Annotated in this window: 20 protein-coding genes; 8 read left to right on the top strand and 12 right to left on the bottom strand. The window is 60.8% G+C overall.

The features are described from left to right. Window positions 1-56: 56 nt before the first annotated feature. The 4 genes from U9O48_RS06540 to U9O48_RS06525 form a co-directional block, all read right to left on the bottom strand. A complete protein-coding gene (locus U9O48_RS06540) occupies window positions 57-1,301 on the bottom strand; it encodes an LVIVD repeat-containing protein (RefSeq protein ID WP_324723909.1) in 1,245 nt (414 codons plus the stop codon). A gap of 87 nt (window positions 1,302-1,388) precedes the next feature. Beyond that, on the bottom strand, window positions 1,389-2,453 hold the full coding sequence (locus tag U9O48_RS06535) for a sugar ABC transporter substrate-binding protein (protein WP_285148716.1): 1,065 nt from the start codon (window positions 2,451-2,453) through the stop codon (window positions 1,389-1,391). A gap of 27 nt (window positions 2,454-2,480) precedes the next feature. Continuing rightward, entirely contained in the window at window positions 2,481-3,476 is a 996-nt protein-coding gene (locus U9O48_RS06530; protein WP_285148715.1) for an ABC transporter permease, read from the bottom strand. Continuing rightward, window positions 3,473-4,975 carry a sugar ABC transporter ATP-binding protein gene (locus U9O48_RS06525; protein ID WP_285148713.1) on the bottom strand — a complete coding sequence of 501 codons (1,503 nt, stop codon included), beginning with the start codon at window positions 4,973-4,975 and terminating at the stop codon, window positions 3,473-3,475. Before U9O48_RS06525 ends, U9O48_RS06530 begins: the two co-directional genes overlap by 4 nt. A 162-nt stretch (window positions 4,976-5,137) precedes the next feature. On the opposite strand from U9O48_RS06525, the gene U9O48_RS06520 reads away from it, so the two are divergent. The 4 genes from U9O48_RS06520 to U9O48_RS06505 all read left to right on the top strand — a co-directional run bounded on the left by U9O48_RS06520 (window position 5,138) and on the right by U9O48_RS06505 (window position 7,897). Beyond that, entirely contained in the window at window positions 5,138-6,226 is a 1,089-nt protein-coding gene (locus tag U9O48_RS06520) for an oxidoreductase (protein ID WP_285148711.1), read from the top strand. Window positions 6,227-6,281: 55 nt separating this feature from the next. After that, window positions 6,282-7,025 carry an SDR family NAD(P)-dependent oxidoreductase gene (locus U9O48_RS06515; RefSeq protein WP_285146658.1) on the top strand — a complete coding sequence of 248 codons (744 nt, stop codon included), beginning with the start codon at window positions 6,282-6,284 and terminating at the stop codon, window positions 7,023-7,025. 190 nt (window positions 7,026-7,215) lie between these two features. Further along, on the top strand, window positions 7,216-7,515 hold the full coding sequence (locus U9O48_RS06510; protein WP_285148756.1) for a type II toxin-antitoxin system RelE family toxin: 300 nt from the start codon (window positions 7,216-7,218) through the stop codon (window positions 7,513-7,515). Continuing rightward, complete coding sequence (locus U9O48_RS06505) at window positions 7,493-7,897, top strand: helix-turn-helix domain-containing protein (RefSeq protein WP_285146660.1); 405 nt, start codon at window positions 7,493-7,495, stop codon at window positions 7,895-7,897. Before U9O48_RS06510 ends, U9O48_RS06505 begins: the two co-directional genes overlap by 23 nt. Here U9O48_RS06505 and U9O48_RS06500 read toward each other — a convergent pair. The 7 genes from U9O48_RS06500 to entC form a co-directional block, all read right to left on the bottom strand. Further along, entirely contained in the window at window positions 7,894-8,091 is a 198-nt protein-coding gene (locus tag U9O48_RS06500; RefSeq protein ID WP_100777263.1) for a YbdD/YjiX family protein, read from the bottom strand. The two genes, U9O48_RS06505 and U9O48_RS06500, sit on opposite strands and share 4 nt — an antisense overlap. 131 nt (window positions 8,092-8,222) lie before the next feature. Next, window positions 8,223-10,328 carry a pyruvate/proton symporter CstA gene (cstA, locus tag U9O48_RS06495; protein ID WP_285146661.1) on the bottom strand — a complete coding sequence of 702 codons (2,106 nt, stop codon included), beginning with the start codon at window positions 10,326-10,328 and terminating at the stop codon, window positions 8,223-8,225. 244 nt (window positions 10,329-10,572) lie between these two features. Then, window positions 10,573-10,986 (bottom strand): proofreading thioesterase EntH, encoded by a 414-nt coding sequence (gene entH, locus U9O48_RS06490; protein ID WP_324723907.1) that lies wholly within the window; start codon window positions 10,984-10,986, stop codon window positions 10,573-10,575. After that, window positions 10,987-11,742 (bottom strand): 2,3-dihydro-2,3-dihydroxybenzoate dehydrogenase EntA, encoded by a 756-nt coding sequence (entA, locus tag U9O48_RS06485; protein WP_285146664.1) that lies wholly within the window; start codon window positions 11,740-11,742, stop codon window positions 10,987-10,989. Continuing rightward, window positions 11,742-12,596, bottom strand: coding sequence for an isochorismatase (locus tag U9O48_RS06480; RefSeq protein WP_285146665.1), 855 nt, complete (start codon window positions 12,594-12,596; stop codon window positions 11,742-11,744). The genes entA and U9O48_RS06480 overlap by 1 nt, the downstream gene beginning before the upstream one ends. Window positions 12,597-12,606: 10 nt before the next feature. Beyond that, window positions 12,607-14,217, bottom strand: coding sequence for a (2,3-dihydroxybenzoyl)adenylate synthase EntE (gene entE, locus U9O48_RS06475; protein ID WP_324723906.1), 1,611 nt, complete (start codon window positions 14,215-14,217; stop codon window positions 12,607-12,609). 9 nt (window positions 14,218-14,226) lie between these two features. Continuing rightward, a complete protein-coding gene (gene entC / locus U9O48_RS06470; protein WP_324723905.1) occupies window positions 14,227-15,402 on the bottom strand; it encodes an isochorismate synthase EntC in 1,176 nt (391 codons plus the stop codon). A gap of 187 nt (window positions 15,403-15,589) precedes the next feature. Between entC and fepB the strand changes: the two genes are divergently transcribed. Further along, complete coding sequence (gene fepB, locus U9O48_RS06465; protein ID WP_324723904.1) at window positions 15,590-16,549, top strand: Fe2+-enterobactin ABC transporter substrate-binding protein; 960 nt, start codon at window positions 15,590-15,592, stop codon at window positions 16,547-16,549. 106 nt (window positions 16,550-16,655) lie between these two features. On the opposite strand, the gene entS is transcribed toward fepB, so the two are convergent. Then, the gene (entS, locus tag U9O48_RS06460) at window positions 16,656-17,891 is read right to left on the bottom strand and encodes an enterobactin transporter EntS (protein WP_324723903.1); all 1,236 of its coding nucleotides are present in this window, start codon (window positions 17,889-17,891) and stop codon (window positions 16,656-16,658) included. A 111-nt stretch (window positions 17,892-18,002) separates the two neighbouring features. Here entS and fepD point away from each other — a divergent pair, with 111 nt between their 5' ends. Genes fepD through fepC form a run of 3 tightly spaced genes read left to right on the top strand, consistent with a single transcriptional unit; the run spans window position 18,003 to window position 20,787 of the window. Continuing rightward, window positions 18,003-19,007 carry a Fe(3+)-siderophore ABC transporter permease gene (gene fepD, locus U9O48_RS06455; protein WP_282493834.1) on the top strand — a complete coding sequence of 335 codons (1,005 nt, stop codon included), beginning with the start codon at window positions 18,003-18,005 and terminating at the stop codon, window positions 19,005-19,007. Then, window positions 19,007-19,996: an iron-enterobactin ABC transporter permease gene (gene fepG, locus U9O48_RS06450; RefSeq protein WP_324723902.1), complete on the top strand. Its 990-nt coding sequence runs from the start codon at window positions 19,007-19,009 to the stop codon at window positions 19,994-19,996. Before fepD ends, fepG begins: the two co-directional genes overlap by 1 nt. Beyond that, window positions 19,993-20,787 (top strand): iron-enterobactin ABC transporter ATP-binding protein, encoded by a 795-nt coding sequence (fepC, locus tag U9O48_RS06445; RefSeq protein ID WP_285153462.1) that lies wholly within the window; start codon window positions 19,993-19,995, stop codon window positions 20,785-20,787. The genes fepG and fepC overlap by 4 nt, the downstream gene beginning before the upstream one ends. Window positions 20,788-20,842 lie beyond the last annotated feature (55 nt).

The following is a 20,842-nucleotide window of genomic DNA, read 5'->3' as shown; positions in this document are numbered from 1 at the left end:
TTTGTTGCCGGGTGGCGGCTTCGCCTTACCCGGCCTACAAAACCCGTCCGCTACGATTACCCCAAATACTCAATCACCGACAATCCGCCGTTGTAATCGGTGCTGTAAATGATCCCCTGCGCATCCACGAACACATCGCATGACTGAATCACCTGCGGGCGATTCGGCCGCGTGTCCATCATTTTTGCCGGTGCGGCGGGCACCAGCGCACCGGTTTCCACCGGGCGGTACGGGTTTGAAATGTCGTACGCGCGCACGCCCGCATTCTGATACGTCGCGAAAATCAGCGTCGAGCTGATAAAACTCCCAGGCCGGTTTTCGTGCAGATTATGCGGCCCGAAGTGTGCGCCTTTTGCCACGTAATCCGTTTCATCCGGCTGCGGGAAGGTCGAAATACTGACCGGGTTCGACGGCTCGCGGATATCAAACAGCCAGATCAGCTTTTCGCCGTCTTCCTGATTATCAAGCACCGCTTCGTCGAGTACCACCAGCAGATCCCGGTCCGGGAGCGGCAGCGCGGTGTGGGTTCCGCCGCCAAACGGCGGGCTCCAGTTGCGATGGCTAATCAGCTTCGGCTGGGTTCTGTCCTTCACATCCAGCAGAGTTAAACCGCCGTCGCGCCAGCTGCCGTAGGCGGTTTCGCCCGCGATAATGGCGTGATGCAGGGCGTGGCGTTTACCTTCCGGCCAGGTCGGCTCTTCGCCATCCGCCTGATTCATCCCCGGTAACCACCAGCGGCCCGCCACCTCCGGTTTACGCGGATCGGCCAGATCGATGGTCAGGAAAATGTAGTCGGTAAAGCCGTCGATCAGCGCCGAGACATAGGCCCAGCGCCCGCCGACGTACCAGATGCGGTGAATGCCGATCCCGTCGAGAGACAGGAAGCTGATTTCACGCGGTTTGTCCGGCGTAGAGATATCGAAAATCCGCAGCCCTGCGCTCCAGCCTTTGTCCTGCACGTCGCTGACGGTGTGGCCGACCTGGCGGGTGTAATAGACCTTTTCATCGGCAAAACGGGCGTCGGCAAACAGATCGCGGGCGTTAATGACCAGCAGCAGATCGTCGTGGGCCTGCAGATGCACGTTCCAGGTCCCCGACGGCGCAGGCACGTAGCCCGCTGCTTTCGGGTTTTTCGGGTCGCGCACGTCGACGATGGAAAAGCCCTGCGACACCATGTGGCCGATATAAGCAAAGCCGCGATGTACCATGAGCTGCACGCCGTCCGGGCGACCGCCCTGATCGCTGTGGCCGATCAGACGCATATTGCGGCTGTAGTCAGGGCGAGGTAATTGAGAGGACATATCCGTTCCTTTTGCCGGATGGCGGCTACGCCTTATCCGGCCTACGTTTTGTTGTAGGCCCGGTAAGCGCAGCGCCACCGGGCAATGTTACTTGCTCTTGGCTTCGAGAGTCGCAAACCACGGCGCGATAAAATCTTCGGTCTGACCCCAGCCCGGAATGATTTTCCCGAGCGACGCCACGTTCACTGCACCCGGCTGGGCCGCCAGCAGCGCCTGCGGGATCGCCGCCGCTTTAAAGTCGTAGGTCGCAGGCGTGGTTTCGCCCGCGATCTTATTGGCGATCAGACGCACGTTAGTCGCCCCAATCAGCTTAGGATCGACCGCCACGCTCACTTTCCACGGGCTGCCGGATTCGCGCATCAGCTGCAGATCCTGATTCGAAATATCGATGCTATAGAGTTTGATCTCGGTGCGACCGTTCTCTTTGAGCGCCTTATAAGCGCCCTGGCTGAAGGCGTCCCAGGTGCCCCAGATCGCATCGATCTGGCCTTTCGGGTATTTCGCCAGCACGGCTCCGACTTTGTTCGCCGTGTCGCCCTGCACGTCAGACGATACCGCGCCAATAGACTCCAGCTCTTTGATGCCCGGATACTGCTTTTGCAATTCCTGATACGCCGCCTGACGACGCTCCATCGGCGGGAAGCCCGCGACCCACAGCTTGATGATATTGGCTTTGCCGTTGAAATCTTTCGCCAACTGGCCGAAGGAGAGATTGGTCAGGGAGGCGTCATCCTGCTGGGTGACGGTCACGCCCGGAATTTCACCGTTAACGGCGGTATCGAACACCGCCACTTTGATCCCGGCATCGACCGCTTTTTTCACCAGCGCCGTGGAGTACGGGTCGCGGCCCTGAGAGAGGATGATCCCGTCATACTTCTGGCTGATGGCCTGGTTAACGAAATCCTGGAATTTGGCGTCGTCGCCGTTGCTTAAAAAGGTGCTGACTTTAAAGCCGAGCTTTTTCCCTTCCTGAATCGCGCCCGAGACAAACTGCGTGGTGTTGTCGTCTGAGCCGAGGTTGCGGATCACCGCGATACGAATCGGGCCTTCATGGTTGGCAATGGCCGCCGGAACCGGTGCAGGCGTCGCCGCGTAGCCTGGCAATGCCGTCAATAATCCCAGCGCCGCTAAAGAGAGTGCGATTTTTTTCATTCTGTTATCCCGTTGTGTTGTTAAGTTTTAACGTTTTTGTATGTAGGTCATCGCCAGCGCCACTGCCAGCACCAGCCCTTTTATAATGTCCATCGCGTAATACGGAACCGAGAGCATCACCAGCCCGTTGGAGAGCACGCCTAAAATCACCGCCCCGACCAGCGTCCCCAGCGCGTTGGGCTTGCCGGAACCGGCGAGCGAGAAGCCAATCCACGCTGCGGCCACAGCGTCCATCAAATACCCGCCGCCCGCATTCACCTGCGACGATCCAATGCGTGACGCCAGCAAAATCCCGCCTAACCCGGCCAGCAGAGAGGCGATCACATACGCCGCCACTTTGTAACGCGTAGTGCGAATGCCGGACAGGCGCGCCGCTTCCGGGTTGCCGCCGATGGCGTACATACGTCGCCCGTGGGTGGTCAGCGATAGCCCGAGCTGCGCCAGCACCGTCACCACCAGCATGATGATCACGATGGTCGGCACCTGGCCGAGCAGGCCAAACGCCGCCGGAATGGTCCCTTCGGCCATGTCGCCGCTCGGCAGCACCATGTTTTCGGTAATGGAGCCACCGTAGCTGTAGGTCATCGCCACGCCCTGGATCACAAACAGACTGGCAAGGGTCGCCAGCATGTCCGGAATGCGCAGAATGACAATCAGGAAAGCGTTAAACAGCCCGACCAGCGTACAGAGGGCCAGGGTGATCAGAATCGATTCGGTGGTGCCGAAGCCGTGCCAGACGAAGAGCGAAATCACCAGCGCATTTGCCAGCGACGCCGTTGAACCAACGGAGAGATCAAACCCGCCGACGGTCAGCGAGATCGACACCCCAATCGCAATCACCGTCACAATGGCGATCGATCGCAGGATATTGATGATGTTGAACGGGTCGAGGAAGTTGTCCGACGCGATGCCAAAAATCGCCACCAGCGCGACCACGGTCAGCAACATGCCCCATTTGTAGAGAAAATCGAAAAACTGCTGACGGCCCGACGCCGTCGCATTCACTGAAAGGGCCTTGCTCACGACGCCGTACCTCCGGTTGAATAATAAAGTAATGTCTCTTCGCGGGCCTCGGCCCCGGCGATCTCCGCCACGATCTTCCCGTCCCACAGCACGCAGATGCGGTCGCACAACCCTACCAGCTCGGCGAATTCGCCCGAGGCATAGATCACCCCTTTGCCTTCGCGCGCCAGACCGTCGATCAGCTGGAACAGATCGGTTTTGGCCTTCACGTCCACGCCTTTGGTCGGCTCGTCAAAAATCAGTACGCTGGCGTTACCGCGCAGCCATTTGCCAATCGCCACTTTCTGCTGATTCCCGCCCGACAAACGGCGCAGAACCTGCCCCGGCCCGCGCGCCCGCACGCCGACGCGAGCGATCACCTCTTCGGCCCAACGCCACGCCTGACGATGACCAAACAGGCTCCAGCGCGAGAAGCTGTTATCCGCGCTGACGGCCAGATTCATGCTCACTGGCTCGTCGATAAAAATGCCCTCTTTGCGCCGCTCTTCCGGCACCAGCGCCAGCCCGCGCAGCACGGAATCCGCCGGATCGCGCGGTTTCCATGCCTGATGATTTAACTCTCCGCTGTCGACCCGGCTTTTCGAGGCGCCAAACAGCGCTTTGCACAGCTCGGTTTTCCCCGCTCCGGCAAGCCCTGCGATACCCAGAATTTCGCCTTTGCGCAGGTGCAGAGAGATATCTTTCAGCAGCGCTTCGTCGTGCAGTCCTTCCACGCGCAGCAGGGTTTCGTCGCTGTGCGGCGGCCTCGCTGGCGGGTAGATATCGCTCAGCTCGTGGCCGAGCATCTTCTCGACGATGGCTTCGCCCGAGAGCGACGCCATCGGGCCGGACTCAATCAGCTTGCCGTCGCGCAGCACCGTTAAGGTGTCGCAGATGGCTTTCAGCTCGTGAATGCGATGGGAGATAAACACCACCCCGATGCCCTGCTGTTGCAGGCGACGGACCACCGCGAACAGACGCTCGCTTTCGTGGGCGTCCAGCGGAGCGGTGGGTTCATCAAGGATCAGAAAACGGCAGTGGTGAGACAGGGCTCGCGCCAGCAGAATTTGCTGCTTTTCGGCAAGGGTGCAGCTATCGATGGAACGACGGACGTTGAGGGAGACATCCAGCTGCGCCAGGGCCTGCTGCGCCTGCTCGCGAATCGCACGCCAGCGATAGCGATGGCCCGGCTGCGCCAGATTATCGAGCATGATGTTTTCCGCGATGCTAAGCCCCGGGATCAGCGCCACGTCCACTTCCTGCTGCACCAGGTGAATCCCCAGCTGTTTGGCGTCCAGCGGCTCGCGGATGCCCACTGGCTGATTGTTAATGCTGATTTCACCCTCGTAGTGGTCATGCGTACCGCAGAGCACCGCCATCAGCGTTGATTTTCCCGCCCCGTTGGCCCCCGTCAGCGCATGGACGGATCCGCCCGTCAGGGTGAAATCCACACGTGACAGCGCCTGAAAGCCGGAAAAGGCCAGGCTGATACCGCGCATCTCAAGGCGACTGGAACCCATCCGCTGTCATTCCTTCTCATTTAATATTTTGATTTATGGAATTTTTCACAGCTGGGGTTGACTGGCAACGAGTGAAAAGGCATAAGATAAAGCGAAATATTATTAGCCATCCGGATGTCCAGACATAACATCGGGTTAGCGCTTCGCAAAAAGGACACCCTCATGAGCAACACTGATATTCGCGTCGTACCCGGCCCGGCAAACTATTTCTCCCACAGCGGCAGCCTCGCGCGCCTGAACGATTTCTTCACCCCGGAGCAGCTTTCCCGCGCGGTATGGATCTACGGCGAACGCGCCATCGACGGTGCCCGTCCGTTCCTGCCGGAGAGTTTCAACGCGCCTGGGGCGAAGCATCTGCTGTTTAAAGGCCACTGCAGCGAGCGCGATGTCACCCATCTGGTGAATGAATCGGGTACGGACGTCAGCGTGGTGATCGGCGTGGGCGGCGGCGCGGTGCTCGACACGGTCAAAGCGGTGGCGCGTCGACTGAATGCGCCATTCGTCGGCATTCCAACGATTGCCGCTACCTGCGCGGCCTGGACGCCGCTCTCCGTGTGGTACAACGACGCCGGTCAGGCGCTGCAGTTTGAGATTTTCGATGACGCCAACTTCCTGGTGCTGGTCGAGCCGCAAATTATCCTCAACGCCCCGGCGGAGTATCTGCTGGCAGGGATCGGCGATACGCTGGCGAAATGGTACGAAGCGGTGGTGCTGGCCCCAAAACCGGAAGAGCTGTCTCTGACGGTGCGACTCGGCATCAACGGCGCGCTGGCGATCCGCGACGTGCTGCTGGAGAGCAGCGAACAGGCGCTGGCGGATCAGGCTCGTGGCGAGCAGTCGCAGGCGTTTCGCGATGTGGTCGATGCCATTATCGCCGGTGGCGGGATGGTCGGCGGGCTGGGCGAGCGCTACACCCGCGTGGCCGCCGCGCATGCGGTACACAACGGATTAACGGTCCTGCCGCAGACTGACAAATTCCTCCACGGCACCAAAGTCGCCTACGGCATCCTGGTGCAGAGCGCCCTGCTCGGTCAGGACGACGTTCTCACGCAGTTAATCGCGGCGTATCAGCGTTTTCATCTGCCGACAACCCTGCGTGAACTGGACGTGGATATCCACAATCGCGCCGAGCTGGATAAGGTGATCGCCCATACGCTGCGCCCGGTGGAGTCGATCCACTTCCTGCCGGTGACCCTCACGCCTGAGACGCTTTACGCTGCGCTGGTGAAGGTGGAAAACTTCAGCCGCTAATCGCCCCGACCGTCTATACCTAATGATGATTCTCACCACTCTCAACGAGGTCATCATGCAGATTGATTTAACGGGTAAGAAGGCGCTGGTTACCGGCGCCAGTCGTGGTTTGGGGCGTGCGATTGCGCTGTCATTAGCCCGGGCCGGGGCTGACGTGGTTATTACGTATGAAAAATCCGCCGACAAAGCTCAGGCCGTCGCCGATGAGATCGCCGCACTTGGGCGTCACAGCGAGGCGATTCAGGCTGACAGCGCCAGCGCCCAGGCCATTCAGGATGCCGTGACTCATGCGGCGCGAACCCTGGGTGGGCTGGATATTCTGGTCAACAATGCCGGGATTGCGCGCGGCGGCCCGCTGGAGTCCATGACGCTGGCGGACATCGACGCCCTGATCAACGTCAACATCCGCGGTGTGGTCATCGCCACCCAGGCCGCACTCGTTCATCTCTCTGACGGCGGGCGCATCATCAATATCGGCAGCTGTCTCGCCAACCGCGTCGCCCAGCCGGGAATCTCCGTCTACTCCATGACCAAATCGGCGCTTAACTCCCTGACTCGCGGTCTGGCCCGCGATCTGGGTCCGCGCGGGATCACCGTCAATCTGGTCCATCCCGGCCCGACCAACAGCGACATGAACCCGGAAGATGGCGAACAGGCCGACTCTCAGCGCCAGCTGATTGCCACCGGTCATTACGGCCAGCCGGAAGATATCGCGGCGGCGGTCACCTTCCTGGCAAGCCCTGCCGCCGGGCAGATCTCCGGCACCGGTCTGGACGTGGATGGAGGGTTAAACGCCTGAAGCCTGCTTCCACATTTTTTGCACGCCTCTGTCGCCTGACAGAGGCGCTTGCGAGCCGCCTCGACACCCTTCGTTTTGCCCCTTTCGCCGTCAAATCCCGCGCTCTAGAGTGACGTATAAGAAATTCGGAATTTGTCTAATAGTCTTATTATTTCCTTATAATTCGAAGGGGTGTAGAGTGACGTCACAGATGAGGGTTATTTGGTCCAGACCGGCGAAAAAAGATTTAGCCAAACTTGATTCTCTTTCGCAAAAAAGGATTCAGGAAAAGTTAAACGCGATAGCGAATCAAAACTCGCCATATTTGGACATTAAAAAACTGACGATGCCTGGCGAGTACTATCGCCTCAGAGTCGGTGAATACCGCGTTATCTTTTTGATGCAAGGCGAATCGCGAAATGAGTGCTATCTCATCGCGGTTAAGCGACGCACGACGACAACTTATCTTCACGAGGAGAATGCCCCCTATGGATGTACAATTTATCGCTGATGCGGACGGGAACCCGCAGTACGCCGTCATCCCTTACGCCGACTATTTCCGTATGCTTCTGCAAACCGCTGAGTACGACGACGAAAATGAAGATGACTGGGAGAGAATTGATAAGGAGAGCGGCACCGACGATGGCGTTGGATTGCCAAATGACGTCTGCAGCATCATGACTTACGAAAACGTCAGCCTGCAGGCTGCCTGGCGCATTCTGCGCGGCCTGTCCCAGCAGGAAGTGGCCGACAAACTGGGCATCAGCCAGTCCGCCGTTTCACAGCTCGAAGCGCTGGACTCCCGCCCGCAAAAACGTACCCGCGAAAAGCTGGCCGCCATTTACGGCTGCACCCAGGAACAAATCAGCCTTTACTTCCCGAAAGAGGGTTAACAGCACTTCGCCCCGCCTTTGCTGCCGTAACGGGCGTCCTGACGATCGCGGAAAAACTCCTCGTAGGTCATCGGCGTCTGGTCCGGATGCGTGACGCGCATATGCTCAACATAGTTGTCGTAATCCGGCACACCGATCATCATTTTGGCCGCCTGGCCGAGGTATTTCCCTGCTTTGGATAGGGTATCGAACATGGTTGATTCTCGTGTTGTCCCCTTACCCCTCACCCTAACCCTCTCCCCATAGGGGAGAGGGGACTGCTCGGTGCGGTTTTCACCCTCTCCCCTATGGGGCGAGGGCCGGGGTGAGGGGTGAGTGATAATGGTTAATGCGCCCCTTTCGCCTGCGTCACAATCTCTTCCAGATTTTGCGGCATCGGCTCGTATGGCGTCTCTTTCGCGGTCGGCTTGTCTTCTTTCAGCGCCGCCAGCGCGGTCTTCAGAGAGTACAACGCCAGCACCACAACCACCACCATAAAGAAGATGGTCAGCCCGGCATCCAGACGGTTGTTAAACACCAGTTGCGAGAGCTGTGACTCCGTGTACTGCATCGGGATTTTGCCGCTGTCGATCATCGCCTGGAACTTATTGGCAATGGCGAGGAAGCCAACTTTATTATCCGGGCTAAACGCTTTCTGCCAGCCCGCGGTGAGCGTACAGATCAGCAGCCACGCCGTCGGCAGCAGTGCCACCCACGCGTAACGCTGGCGTTTCATCTTGAACAGCACGACCGCGCAAAGCATCAGCGCCATGCCGGCCAGCATCTGGTTGGCGATACCGAACAGCGGCCACAGGGTGTTAATCCCACCGAGCGGATCCACGACCCCCTGATGAAGGAAATAACCCCACGCCAGCACGCACAGCGCCGTTGCCAGCAGGTTGGCGGGCAGGGAATCGGTGCGCTTCAGATTCGGGGAGATCACCCCCAGCAAATCCTGGAGCATAAAGCGCGCCGCACGCGTCCCGGCATCGACCGCCGTGAGGATGAACAGCGCTTCGAACAGAATCGCGAAGTGATACCAGAACGACACATCCATCAGCCCGCCGAGCGCGCCGTGAAGGATATACGCCATCCCTACCGCCAGCGTCGGCGCACCGCCCGCACGGGAGATAATCGACTGCTCGCCCACTTCGTTCGCAATGTGGGTCAGGGTTTCCGGGGTAATCGCGAAGCCCCAGCCGCTCACCACCTGTGCCGCAGAGGCCACCACGTCAACGGTTCCGGCCGGAGCCAGTACCGCCATCGGGCTGTTCATCGCAAAGTACACGCCCGGATCGATGATGCAGGCCGAGACCAGCGCCATAATCGCCACGAAGGACTCCATCAACATGCCGCCGTAGCCTATCAGGCAGGCCTGATTTTCATTGGCCAGCATTTTCGGCGTAGTCCCGGAAGCAATCAACGCGTGGAAGCCAGACACCGCCCCGCAGGCAATGGTGATAAACAGGAACGGGAACAGGTTGCCGGTCCAGACCGGGCCGGTGCCGTCGATGAATTTGGTCAGAGCTGGCATGGTCAGCGTCGGACGCATGATCAGAATGCCGATCGCCAGACCGACAATGGTGCCGATTTTCAGGAACGTAGAGAGGTAATCGCGCGGGGCCAGCAGCAGCCAGACCGGCAGTACCGCCGCCACAAAACCGTAGCCCACCAGCATCCAGGTCAGCTGCACGCCGGTAAAGTCAAAGTACGGCGCCCAGGTTGGGCTTTCCGCCACCCAGCCGCCGGAGATAATCGCGAAGACCAGGAAGAACAGCCCGATGACCGACACTTCACCGATACGCCCTGGGCGGATATAGCGAATGTAGATCCCCATGAAAATCGCCAGCGGAATGGTGAAGGCCACGGTGTAGGTTCCCCACGGACTGTGGGTCAGCGCTTTCACCACGATCATCGCCAGCACCGCCAGAATGATCACCATGATCATAAAGGTGGCGATCAGCGCGATCACCCCGGCCGTGGCGCCCATCTCCTCTTTCACCAGCTCGCCGAGCGAGCGCCCGTCGCGGCGGGTGGAGACAAACAGCACCATGAAGTCCTGCACCGCACCGGCCAGCACCACGCCCGCGAGGATCCAGATCATCCCAGGCAGATAGCCCATCTGTGCGGCCAGCACCGGCCCGACCAACGGCCCCGCCCCGGCAATCGCGGCGAAGTGGTGACCGAACAGCACTTTTTTATCGGTAGGCACATAGTCCAGCCCGTCGTTATGACGAACTGCAGGCGTCATGCGCGTGCCGTCGACCGCCAGCACTTTGTCGGCAATAAAACGGCCATAAAAACGATACGCGATCAGATAAATGCAGACGGAAGCGACGACAATCCATAGCGCATTGATCTGTTCACCACGATTGAGGGCGATATAGCCCAGAGCGAATGCGCCCACAACGGAGAGCACGGCCCAGATGAGGTATTTCCCTGAGTTGTTCATAGTTGTTTTCCGTTAGCGTGAAACAGTGAGATGTTACATTTTGTTTCTAGATCACGGCTTAAAATTTAACAACTTTGAAACTCAATAATGCGTGGTCAAACCAGATATTTACGCGACATTGTTACGGAGATCACCTTCGCGGGGGGATTGCCCGGTGGCGCTAACGCTTACCGGGCCTACATTCGGGGATTTTGTAGGTCGGGTAAGGCGCAGCCGCCACCCGACAAACACGCGGGTACAAAACCTACCCCAACGCCATCGTACTCAACCGACAGGTACAACACCGCCGTCCCTGCTCGTCGAACACCACAATCTCCCAGCTCTGGTTCTGCCGCCCCAGGTGCAACGGCTGGCACACGCCGCGCACCTTGCCCTGCGACACGGCGCGATGATGGGTGGCATTCAACTCCGTTCCCACCACGTTTTGCCCGTCGCGGGTCATCAGAAAACCGGCCATCGAACCGAGCGTCTCCGCCAGCGCCGCCGAGGCCCCGCCGTGCAGCAGACCAAACGGCTGATGCGTCCGCGCATCCACCGGCATTTCGGCTTCGAGGGTATCGTCACCGATGCGGGTGTAAACCATCCCCAGATGCGCCACCATGGTGTTCAGACTGGTGGCGTTCAGCTCTTCAAGGGACAAATGACGTTTCCAGATCATTTACGCCCCCAGGGTTGAGCCGCCGTCGACCACAATATCCTGCAGCGTGATGTGGCTGGCCAGATCCGAGGCGAGGAACAGAATGGTGTTGGCAATTTCATGCGGACGCGCAATCTTGCCGAGCGGAATACCGAGCTTAAACTGCTCGCCAAAGCCGCGAATGCGCTGCTGCTCGGCGTCATCGCTCACCCACAGGGTGCGCTGCATGTCCGTATCCGTCGACCCCGGAGAGACAATATTGCAACGCACGCCGCTGCCTGCCAGCTCTAGCCCGACGGTCAGCGCCAGGCTTTTCAGCGCCGCTTTCGATGCACCGTACGCGCTCATGCCGATGCGCGGGGTGTGCGCCGCGTCAGACGCGACGGTGACAATCGCCCCGCCCTGCTGACGGCGGAACTGGCCCATGGTCTGCTGGAACAGGTTAAACGCCCCGCCGACGTTGACGGCAAAAGTCTGCTGCCAGTCCTCCTGCGAGAGCTGATCCGTCGCGCCCATGCGCAAAATCCCTGCCGCGTTAACCAGCACGTCGAGGCGCTCGACTGTCGCCAGCACGCGCCCGCAGACGTCGCTCACCTGGGTCGCATCCGCTACGTTCAGCACTTCAGTGGAGAACTGGTAATCCTCCTCCGGGAACGCGAGATCAAAACCAGTCACCCGCGCGCCCGCCTCAGCAAAAGCCTGCGCCGTGGCGTAACCGATGCCCTTTCCGGCCCCGGTCACCCAGACGGTTTTACCCGTGAAATCAAACCCGGCCATCACTTCACCTCGCGGGAGAGCAGCGCCCACCAGGCATCAATGGTCGGATTTTTCGCCAGCATCACAAAGTCGATATCACCATGCACTTTGCGCCAGCGGGCGGCGAGGGCCATCATGCGCACAGAGTCCAGACCGTAGTCGATCAGGTTCTCGTCATCCATCGGCTCGTCGGATTCATCCAGCAGCGGCAACACCACCGAGCGCAGGGCCTCTTTGCTTGCCGGTACGGACGGCAGCAGTTCGTCGGTCATCACCACGCGACCGGTACGGCCCGCCACGTAGTTGAGGGACATCAGGTGCTCTTCGCGGCTGAAATCGGCCAGCGCATCGGCGATGAAGAACGGTTTGATGTCGCGCATAAACGCATCGGTGGCGGTGGTCATGCAGCCGATATGGGCATAAACACCGGTGATCAGCAGCTGATTACGGCCCGTCTCTTTGAGCATCTGCTCCAGCGGCGAGCGGTGGAACGCGCTGTAGCGCCACTTCACCAGCACGGTATCGGCTTCGTCAGGGGCCAGTTCGGCGACAATGCGCTGCTGCTCCGGAGAACGCGTCAGGCCCGGTCCCCACATGTCGTTCAGCAGGGCGCGATCTTCATCGCTCTGCTCTTTCGGCTGGGCGGTGTAATAGACCGGAATATTGTGCTTTTTGCAGTACTCGCGAAGCGCAGCGATGTTCGCCACGACTTGCTCCATCATCGGGCAGTTATCGCCCCAGAAGTTGAGGAAGTATTCCTGCATGTCATGGATCAGCAGCGCCGCGCGCTCCGGTTCAAACGCCCAGCTCACTTTGTTGTTCGGCAGTTCGGCCGCCGTTGGCAGCGCATAACCGGTTAATTTTGGGATTGCCATGTTTCACTCCTCAGCCCTGGGCGCGTTCGGCCAGCCACAGGCGCAATTGTTTCTTGTCCACTTTTCCTACCGGCGTCAGCGGCAGCGCATCCACGCTCTCCACGCGATCCGGCAGCTTGAAATCCGCCACGCCCTGCTCACGCAGAAAACGCCGCACGTCCACCGCCCGCAGCGGGGTTTTCACCACCAGATACGCGCAGCTTTTCTCGCCCAGCAGGCTGTCTTCCATGCTGACGAGCGCCGCATGGATCACCGCCTCGTGGCGCAGGAGCAGGTTTTCGATCTCTTCGGCGGCGATCTTCTCGCCCCCGCGGTTGATCTGATCTTTCTCTCGCCCCTGAACGGTGATGTAGCCCTGTTCGTCGATGGCGATCAGATCGCCGGAGCAGTAGAAGCCGTCGGCGTCAAAGGCGCTGGCGTTGTGCTCCGGGCTTTTAAAATAGCCGCGGAAGGTGTACGGACCGCGCGTCATCAGGCGTCCGACTTCGCCGCGCGGCAGCGGATTACCGTGCTCATCCGCCACCCACACTTCGTCGTCCGGACACATCGGACGGCCCTGGGTGTTCATGATTTTTTCCGGCGAATCGTCAAGCGCGGTGTAGTTCACCAGCCCTTCCGCCATGCCAAACACCTGCTGCAGCTGGCAGCCGATCTCCGCCGGGATCCGCGCGGCAAGGGTCGCAGACAAGCGCGCCCCGCCCACCTGCAACAATGCCAGCGATGCGAGCTGGGCGTTGCCCGCTCCTTCGGCAATCGCCTGCAACCACAGGCTGACCGCCGGTGGCACCAGCGAGGTGACGTTGATCTGATGTTTTTCAATCAGGGGAAAACAGAGCGTCGCGCTTGGATCATTCGCCAGCACCACGCAGCCGCCCGCAAGGAACACGCCCAGCGAGCCAGGGGAACTCATCGCGTAGTTATGCGCGGCAGGCAGCGCGTTCAGGTAGCGCGTCTGGCTGTTGATGGCGCAAATCTCGTTGCTGCGGCGAATGCTGTAGTAGTAGTCATTGTGGGTGCGCGGGATTAGCTTCGGCGTGCCGGTGCTGCCGCCGGAGAGCTGGAAAAACGCCACTTCGTCGGCGGGCGTTGGGCTGGCGATAAAGTTATCCGCCGGGCGCGCTATCGCCGCTTCCAGGGCGTGTTCGCCCGTATCACCGCGCAGCAGCACCACGCGCACGGAGCGGTGCTGGTCGACAAAGGTATTGAGGAAATCATCGCCCGCAAACAGGGCGTGCTGCCTGTCGGCAATCAGCAGCGCCGGTTCAATCTGCGTGGCGTAGGCGTTCAGCTCGCTGCGCTGATGGCTGAACAGGGCATTGACGGGCGCGACGCCCACTTGCAGGAGCGCGAAGAAGGTGATGTAAAACTCGGCGACATTGCCGAGCTGCACCAGCGCCGTCTCGCCGCGCTTGACGCCCTGCGCCTGCAATGCGCACGCCAGATTGTTGACCGCCTGATGGAACTGGCGATAGGTGAACTGGCGCTCGCCGTCGATAATCGCCGTCGCGTCGCGGCCGGCGTGGCGGGTCAAAATGTCGGTCAGGGGCAGATCCTGCCAGTAGCCTTTTTCACGGTAGCGCCGGGCAAAATCTTCGGGCCAGCGGGTAAAGGGAAGGGTCATGATGATTCCTCAGTGCAGGCCAAAAACGTTGAGCATGGTGGAAAGTTTCACCCCGGTTTCGCGCCACTCGCCGACCGGCGAAGAGGCCGGGACGATGCCCGCGCCCGCGAACAGGCGAACCGTTTTTTCATGAATGCGCGCGCAGCGGATGGTGACGACCCACTCGCCGTTGCCTTCGCTGTCGCACCAGCCGACGATGCCGCCGAACAGTTCGCGATCGAACGGCTCAAGTTCAGCAATCAGCTGTTTCGCCGCCTGATGCGGGAAGCCGCTCAGGGCAGGCGTTGGGTGCAGCAGGCAGGCCAGCGTCAGGGCATTTTCGTTCTCGCGCGCTTCGCCTTCGACCGGCGTCGCCAGATGCCAGAGCGTCGGTGTGGTCACCAGCTGCGGCGAGGAAGGCATGGTCAGATGGTGACTGCGCGTTTCGAGCACAGTTTTCATCGCCTGGGTCACCAGGTCGTGCTCGTGACGATCTTTTTCCGAGGCCAGCAGTTTGTTCCCGGCTTCGCGGTCCAGCATATCGTCCGGCTGACGACGCGCGGAACCGGCCAGCGGCAGGGAGCTAAAATGCGCCCCCTCTTTGCGCAGCAGCAGCTCTGGGCTGGCGCCGAGCAGCACGCCGCCGTCTTCGAGCGGCACGTGGAAGTTAAAGCTGGCCGGGTTTTGCGCAATCAGACGCTCAAGCAGAGCCCCGCTGTCGATCTTCTGATCGGCGGCGATATCAATCAGGCGCGAGAGCACCACTTTATTCACCTGCGGCGTGGCGGTGAGCGCGGCGGCGCGGGCCACCATCTCTTCGAAAATCGGCTGCGATGGGATTTCGGTGCGCTTCGTGACGGTCAGCTCCTGGGCGCCGGGAAGGTAGCGCGCGGATTTCTGTCGCGCCGGGCGCGAGAAGGTTTGCCAGCTTTGCGGAATAAACAGTGACGACGGTTTGCGGGTATCGAATGGGATCGCGCCGACCATAATCGGGTGCGTTATCCCCTGGGCTTTGGCCTGTCGGAAGGCCTGCGCCAGTTTTTGCTGGAAGGCACCAGTCGGATCGTCGCCGCCGACGGCGGATTCAGAAAAGCGGGCAAAACAGCCTGACGTGGTGAAACTGCGATAAGGCGACATAAAGAAAAAGCTGTCTGATTGCAGCGTGGTCGCGGTGTGCTGAACTTCCTCAGCCAATGACGTATCCATATCATCCTCCTTAAACGATAAACGCATTACGAATAGTTATCATTTATATTTTCGATGGCTAACCTAATCGGTGAGCGCGACGGTGTCAACCGCCGACAGCGCATCTTGTGCGACTATCGCTTGCATCCCTTCGGCGCATTCATGAAAATGAGAAGCATTAACTTCAACGAAAACAGGATGCCACTTTGTGAAACTCCCCGCTGTTTGTCGTAACGCCCTGCTTTTAGCAGGACTTTTTGTTTTAGGACTAACCTCAGCCACCGCCGCCGACTGGCCGCGTCAGGTGAGCGACAGCCAGGGTACCCACACCCTTGAGAGCAAACCGACGCGCATTGTCTCCACCAGCGTGACCCTCACCGGCTCCCTGCTGGCGATTGACGCGCCGGTCATTGCCAGCGGCGCAACCACGCCGAACAACCGCGTGGCGGATGCGCAGGGCTTTATGCGCCAGTGGGGCGATATCGCGAAAACGCGCAAACTGAGCCGCCTTTATATCGGCGAACCGAGCGCCGAAGCCGTGGCCGCACAAATGCCGGATCTGATTCTGATTAGCGCCACCGGCGGTGATTCGGCGCTGGCGCTGTACGATCAGCTGTCGGCTATCGCCCCGACGCTGGTCATTAATTACGACGACAAAAGCTGGCAGACATTGCTGACCCAGCTCGGGACCATCACCGGGCAGGAGAAGCAGGCCACCGCGCGCATCGCCGAATTCGATAAGCAGCTCGCGCAGGTGAAACAGCAGATGAAGCTGCCGCCGCAGCCGGTCAACGCTATCGTTTACACCGCCGCGGCGCACAGCGCGAACCTGTGGACGCCCGAATCCGCGCAGGGCAAATTCCTGCAGCAGCTCGGTTTCCAGCTGGCTGATTTACCTGCCGGGCTGACGACGTCAAAAAGCCAGGGGAAACGCCACGACATCATCCAGCTCGGGGGGGAAAATCTGGCGACGGGTCTGAACGGGCAAGGGTTGTTCCTGTTTGCGGGCGACCAGAAGGATGTCGATGCGATTTACGCGAATCCGCTGCTGGCGCACCTGCCGTCTGTCGAAAACAAACGCGTCTGGGCGCTCGGGACGGAGACATTCCGGCTGGATTATTACAGTGCGATGCTGGTGTTGCAGAGGCTGAGTGCGGTGTTTGGATAACCGCTGCGCCCGGTGGCGGCTACGCCTTACCGGGCCTACGTTTCGTGTCGTTACGGGTTTTGTAGGCCGGGTAAGGCGAAGCCGCCACCCGGCAATGTCCACCGGTTTAAACCGTGGCGGGCTCCTGACGGAACCGGCGCAACTCCGCCAACGTCATCAACAAAATCACCCCGATGATGGCTAATACAAACCCGCTGCTGCTCGCCGACGCCACCGGGGTCATGATCACCCCCAGCCCGCCTAAAATCGCCGCGCCAATCGCATCGCCCGTCACGTTCTGCGCGGTCCACAGGCCGTTGATCCGCCCGAGCATCCCTTCCGGCGTCTGGGTCTGAATCAGGGTGTATTGCAGCAGAGAACTGATGGCGCTCAGCCAGCCAAACAGCGCCAGACACACCACGCCCAGCGCCCAGAACGGCATCAGGCTGAAGAAGCCGATAGCGACAAAGGACGCCAGCGTGGCCGAAAGCATAATCAGCCCCGGACGCGCACTCTGCGCCAGGTTACCGCTGGTCAGCGCGCCAAACGCCGCGCCGAGCGGGATCGCCGCGTACAGCAGGCCAATCTGCGAGGCGCTCATCTGCCACTCCAGCGCCAGCGCCGGGTAAAGCACGCGCACCGCGCTCGCCATCGTCAGCAGCCCGCCCAGCAGCGCAATGCCGCCGATCAACGGATTGCTGAAGAGAAAACGGATCGCCGCCATCAGGGATTTCAGCGGATGCTCGCGCGGCTGCGGCGGAGGGGGCAGCAGCGGCAGACGCAGCAGGGTGAGCGTGGTGATAAAAGTCCCCGCCGCCGCCAGGCCGTAGTTCCAGGCCACGTTCCCGGTCGCCAGCAGCAGGCCGCCGACCATCGGGGAAATGACCGACCCCAGACGCACGGTGAGCATGGTGATCGCCCCGGCCTGCATCAGATTCTCACGCCCGACCAGCGCAGGCGTAGCCGCCAGCAGCGCCGTTACGCCCAGCGAGGCAAAGAAACCGTCCCACAAACCGAGCGCATAGATCGCGACAAGCGACGGCTCCGGCAGCATGGCGTTCAGGCATAGCCCGACGAAGCCCACGCCGCAGGTGCCGCGCGCCAGCAGGATCAGCTTTTTGCGCTCGTAGCGGTCCGCCAGCACGCCGCCGACCATCAGGCCGATAAACATCGCGCTGCCCGTCAGGGTGACGGAAAGACCGACCAGCCAGCTGGAGTTCGTCATGGCCTGGATCTGTACCGGGACGGCAACGCCCAAGAGGCCGAGGGATAAAATGGAGATAAAACGGGCGATAAATACCGCGCGAAACGCCGGGTGGGTCCTGAGCAGGCTGAGGTTGAGCAGCCAGGATTGTTTAGTCATAACAATGCCTTCAAATCTAACTTTCTACCAATTCCATGGCGGCACATGCTAACATAGCCAAATAAGATAGATAACGATAATTACTATCATTATCAAATCATGGATGTTGCTATGTCGTCTTCCCCTTTGACGGTGCGCGCCACTGCCGTGCCCGTGTTATTGATACTGCTATTTCTTGCTGTGGCACTCAGCCTGCTGGTCGGCGCGAAACCGCTGCCCGCGTCCACGATCGTCGATGCCCTGTCCGGCACCTGCCAGAGCGCAGACTGCATTATTGTGCTCGACGCCCGACTGCCGCGCACCCTTGCCGGGCTGCTGGCCGGTGCCGCGCTCGGCCTCGCCGGGGCGCTGATGCAAACCCTGACCCGCAACCCCCTCGCCGACCCCGGTATTCTCGGTGTTAACGCCGGTGCCAGTTTTGCCATTGTTCTCGGCGCGGCGCTGTTTGGTTTTTCCTCCCCCACGGAACAACTGCTGATGGCCTTCTGCGGCGCGCTGGCCGCGGCGCTGCTGGTGGCCTTTACCGGCAGCCAGGGCGGCGGACAGCTCAGCCCCGTGCGTCTGACCCTGGCGGGCGTGGCGCTCGGCGCGGTGCTCGAAGGCTTATCCTCCGGCATCGCCCTGCTCAACCCGGACGTCTGGGATCAGCTGCGCTTCTGGCAGGCCGGTTCGCTGGATATCCGCACGCTGCAAACCCTGAAAGTCGTCACTATTCCGGTGCTGATCGCCGCCGCCGTGGCGCTCTTTTCCAGCCGGGCGCTGAACAGCCTGAGCCTCGGAACGGACACCGCCACCGCGCTCGGCAGCCGCGTCGCACGCACGCAGCTGATGGGTTTACTGGCGATCACCGTGCTGTGCGGCAGCGCCACCGCCGTCGTCGGTCCGATTGCGTTTATCGGCCTGATGATGCCGCACATGGCGCGCTGGATTGTCGGGTCCGATCACCGCTGGTCCCTGCCGGTCACGCTGCTCGCCACCCCAACACTGCTATTGTTTGCCGATATCATCGGGCGCGTGCTGGTGCCGGGTGAACTGCGCGTCTCGGTGGTTAGCGCCTTTATCGGCGCGCCGGTGCTGATCTTCCTGGTACGTCGCCAGCGCGGAGGTGCCCTGTGATGGCCCCGTCCCGACGCTTAGTTTTCTCCTGCCTGCTGCTGCTCGCCGCCAGTCTGCTGATTGCGGTCTGGAGCCTGCGCAGCGGCGCGGTGCCCCTCGATTTCAGCCAGGTCTTTAACGCCCTCACCGGCAGCGCGCCGCGCAATATCACCATGGTGGTGACTGAGTGGCGCTTGCCGCGCGTGGTGATGGCGATTCTGGTCGGCGCGGCGCTCGGCGTGAGCGGCGCGATTTTCCAGTCACTGCTGCGCAACCCGCTCGGCAGCCCGGACGTGATGGGCTTCAACACCGGGGCGTGGAGCGGCGTGCTGGTGGCGATGGTGCTGTTTGGCCAGCATCTCACGGCGATTGCTTTTGCAGCGATGGCGGGCGGGATTTTGACGTCGCTCGTCGTCTGGCTGCTCGCCTGGCGCAACGGCATCGAAACCTTCCGCCTGATCATTATCGGCATCGGCATTCGCGCCATGCTGATGGCGTTTAATACCTGGCTTCTGCTGCACGCCTCGTTAGAGACGTCCCTTTCCGCCGGGCTGTGGAATGCGGGTTCACTGAACGGCCTGACGTGGGCCAAAACCCTGCCCGCCACGCCGATTATCGCTCTGATGATGCTCTGCGCCTGGCTGCTGGTGCGCAGAATGCGCCTGCTGGAGATGGGCGACGACAGCGCCTGCGCGCTCGGCGTGAGCGTTGAGCGTTCGCGCCTGACGCTGATGCTGGTCGCGGTGGTGTTAACCGCCGCCTCCACCGCTATCGCCGGGCCGATTTCGTTTATTGCCCTGGTCGCGCCGCACATCGCGCGACGCATCAGCGGCACCGCGCGCTGGGGCCTGACCCAGTCGGCCCTGTGCGGCGCGCTGCTTTTGCTGGCCGCCGATCTCTGCGCTCAACAGCTCTTTATGCCTTATCAACTTCCGGTGGGTGTGGTGACCGTCAGCCTTGGCGGGATTTACCTCATCGTCTTGTTAGTCCAGGAGTCCCGCAAGAAATGAATGCCATGACGTCCCGCTTGCGCGGCGAAAAACTGACCCTCGGCTACGGTAAAAAAATCGTGGTCGACGAGCTGACCGTGTCGATTCCCGACGGCCATTTCACGGCGATCATCGGCCCGAACGGCTGCGGAAAATCGACCCTGCTGCGCACTCTGAGCCGTCTGATGACGCCCCAGCACGGCAGCGTGTTTCTCGACGGGGAGCAGATCCAGAGTTACGCCAGCAAAGAGGTGGCGCGCCGGATTGGGCTGCTGGCGCAAAACGCCACCACGCCGGGGGATATCACCGTGCAGGAGCTGGTGGCGCGCGGGCGTTACCCGCATCAGCCGCTGTTTACCCGCTGGCGGAAAGAGGACGAAGAGGCTGTGGCCCGCGCGATGCAGGCCACGGGGATCACCGATCTGGCAAGGCAAAGCGTCGATACCCTCTCCGGCGGCCAGCGACAGCGCGCGTGGATTGCGATGGTGCTGGCGCAGGAGACAGCGATCATGCTGCTCGACGAGCCGACGACCTGGCTGGATATCAGCCATCAGATTGATCTGCTGGAATTATTGAGCGATCTGAACCGCACCCAGGGCTATACGCTGGCGGCGGTGCTGCACGATCTGAATCAGGCGTGCCGATATGCCACGCATCTGATCGCGCTGCGCGACGGGAAGATTGTGGCGGAAGGCGCGCCGAAGGAGATCGTGACGCCTGAGCTTATCGAGCGGATCTACGGGATGCGCTGCATGATTATTGACGATCCGGTGGCGGGAACGCCGCTGGTGGTGCCGTTGGGCAGGCGCTAATTGCCCGGTGGCGCTTCGCTTACCGGGCCTACGAAAACACCTGTAGGCCGGGTAA

Source organism: Lelliottia sp. JS-SCA-14, assembly GCF_035593345.1.
Lineage (GTDB): Bacteria > Pseudomonadota > Gammaproteobacteria > Enterobacterales > Enterobacteriaceae > Enterobacter > Enterobacter wanjuensis.
This window is presented reverse-complemented; position numbering and strand designations above follow the sequence as displayed.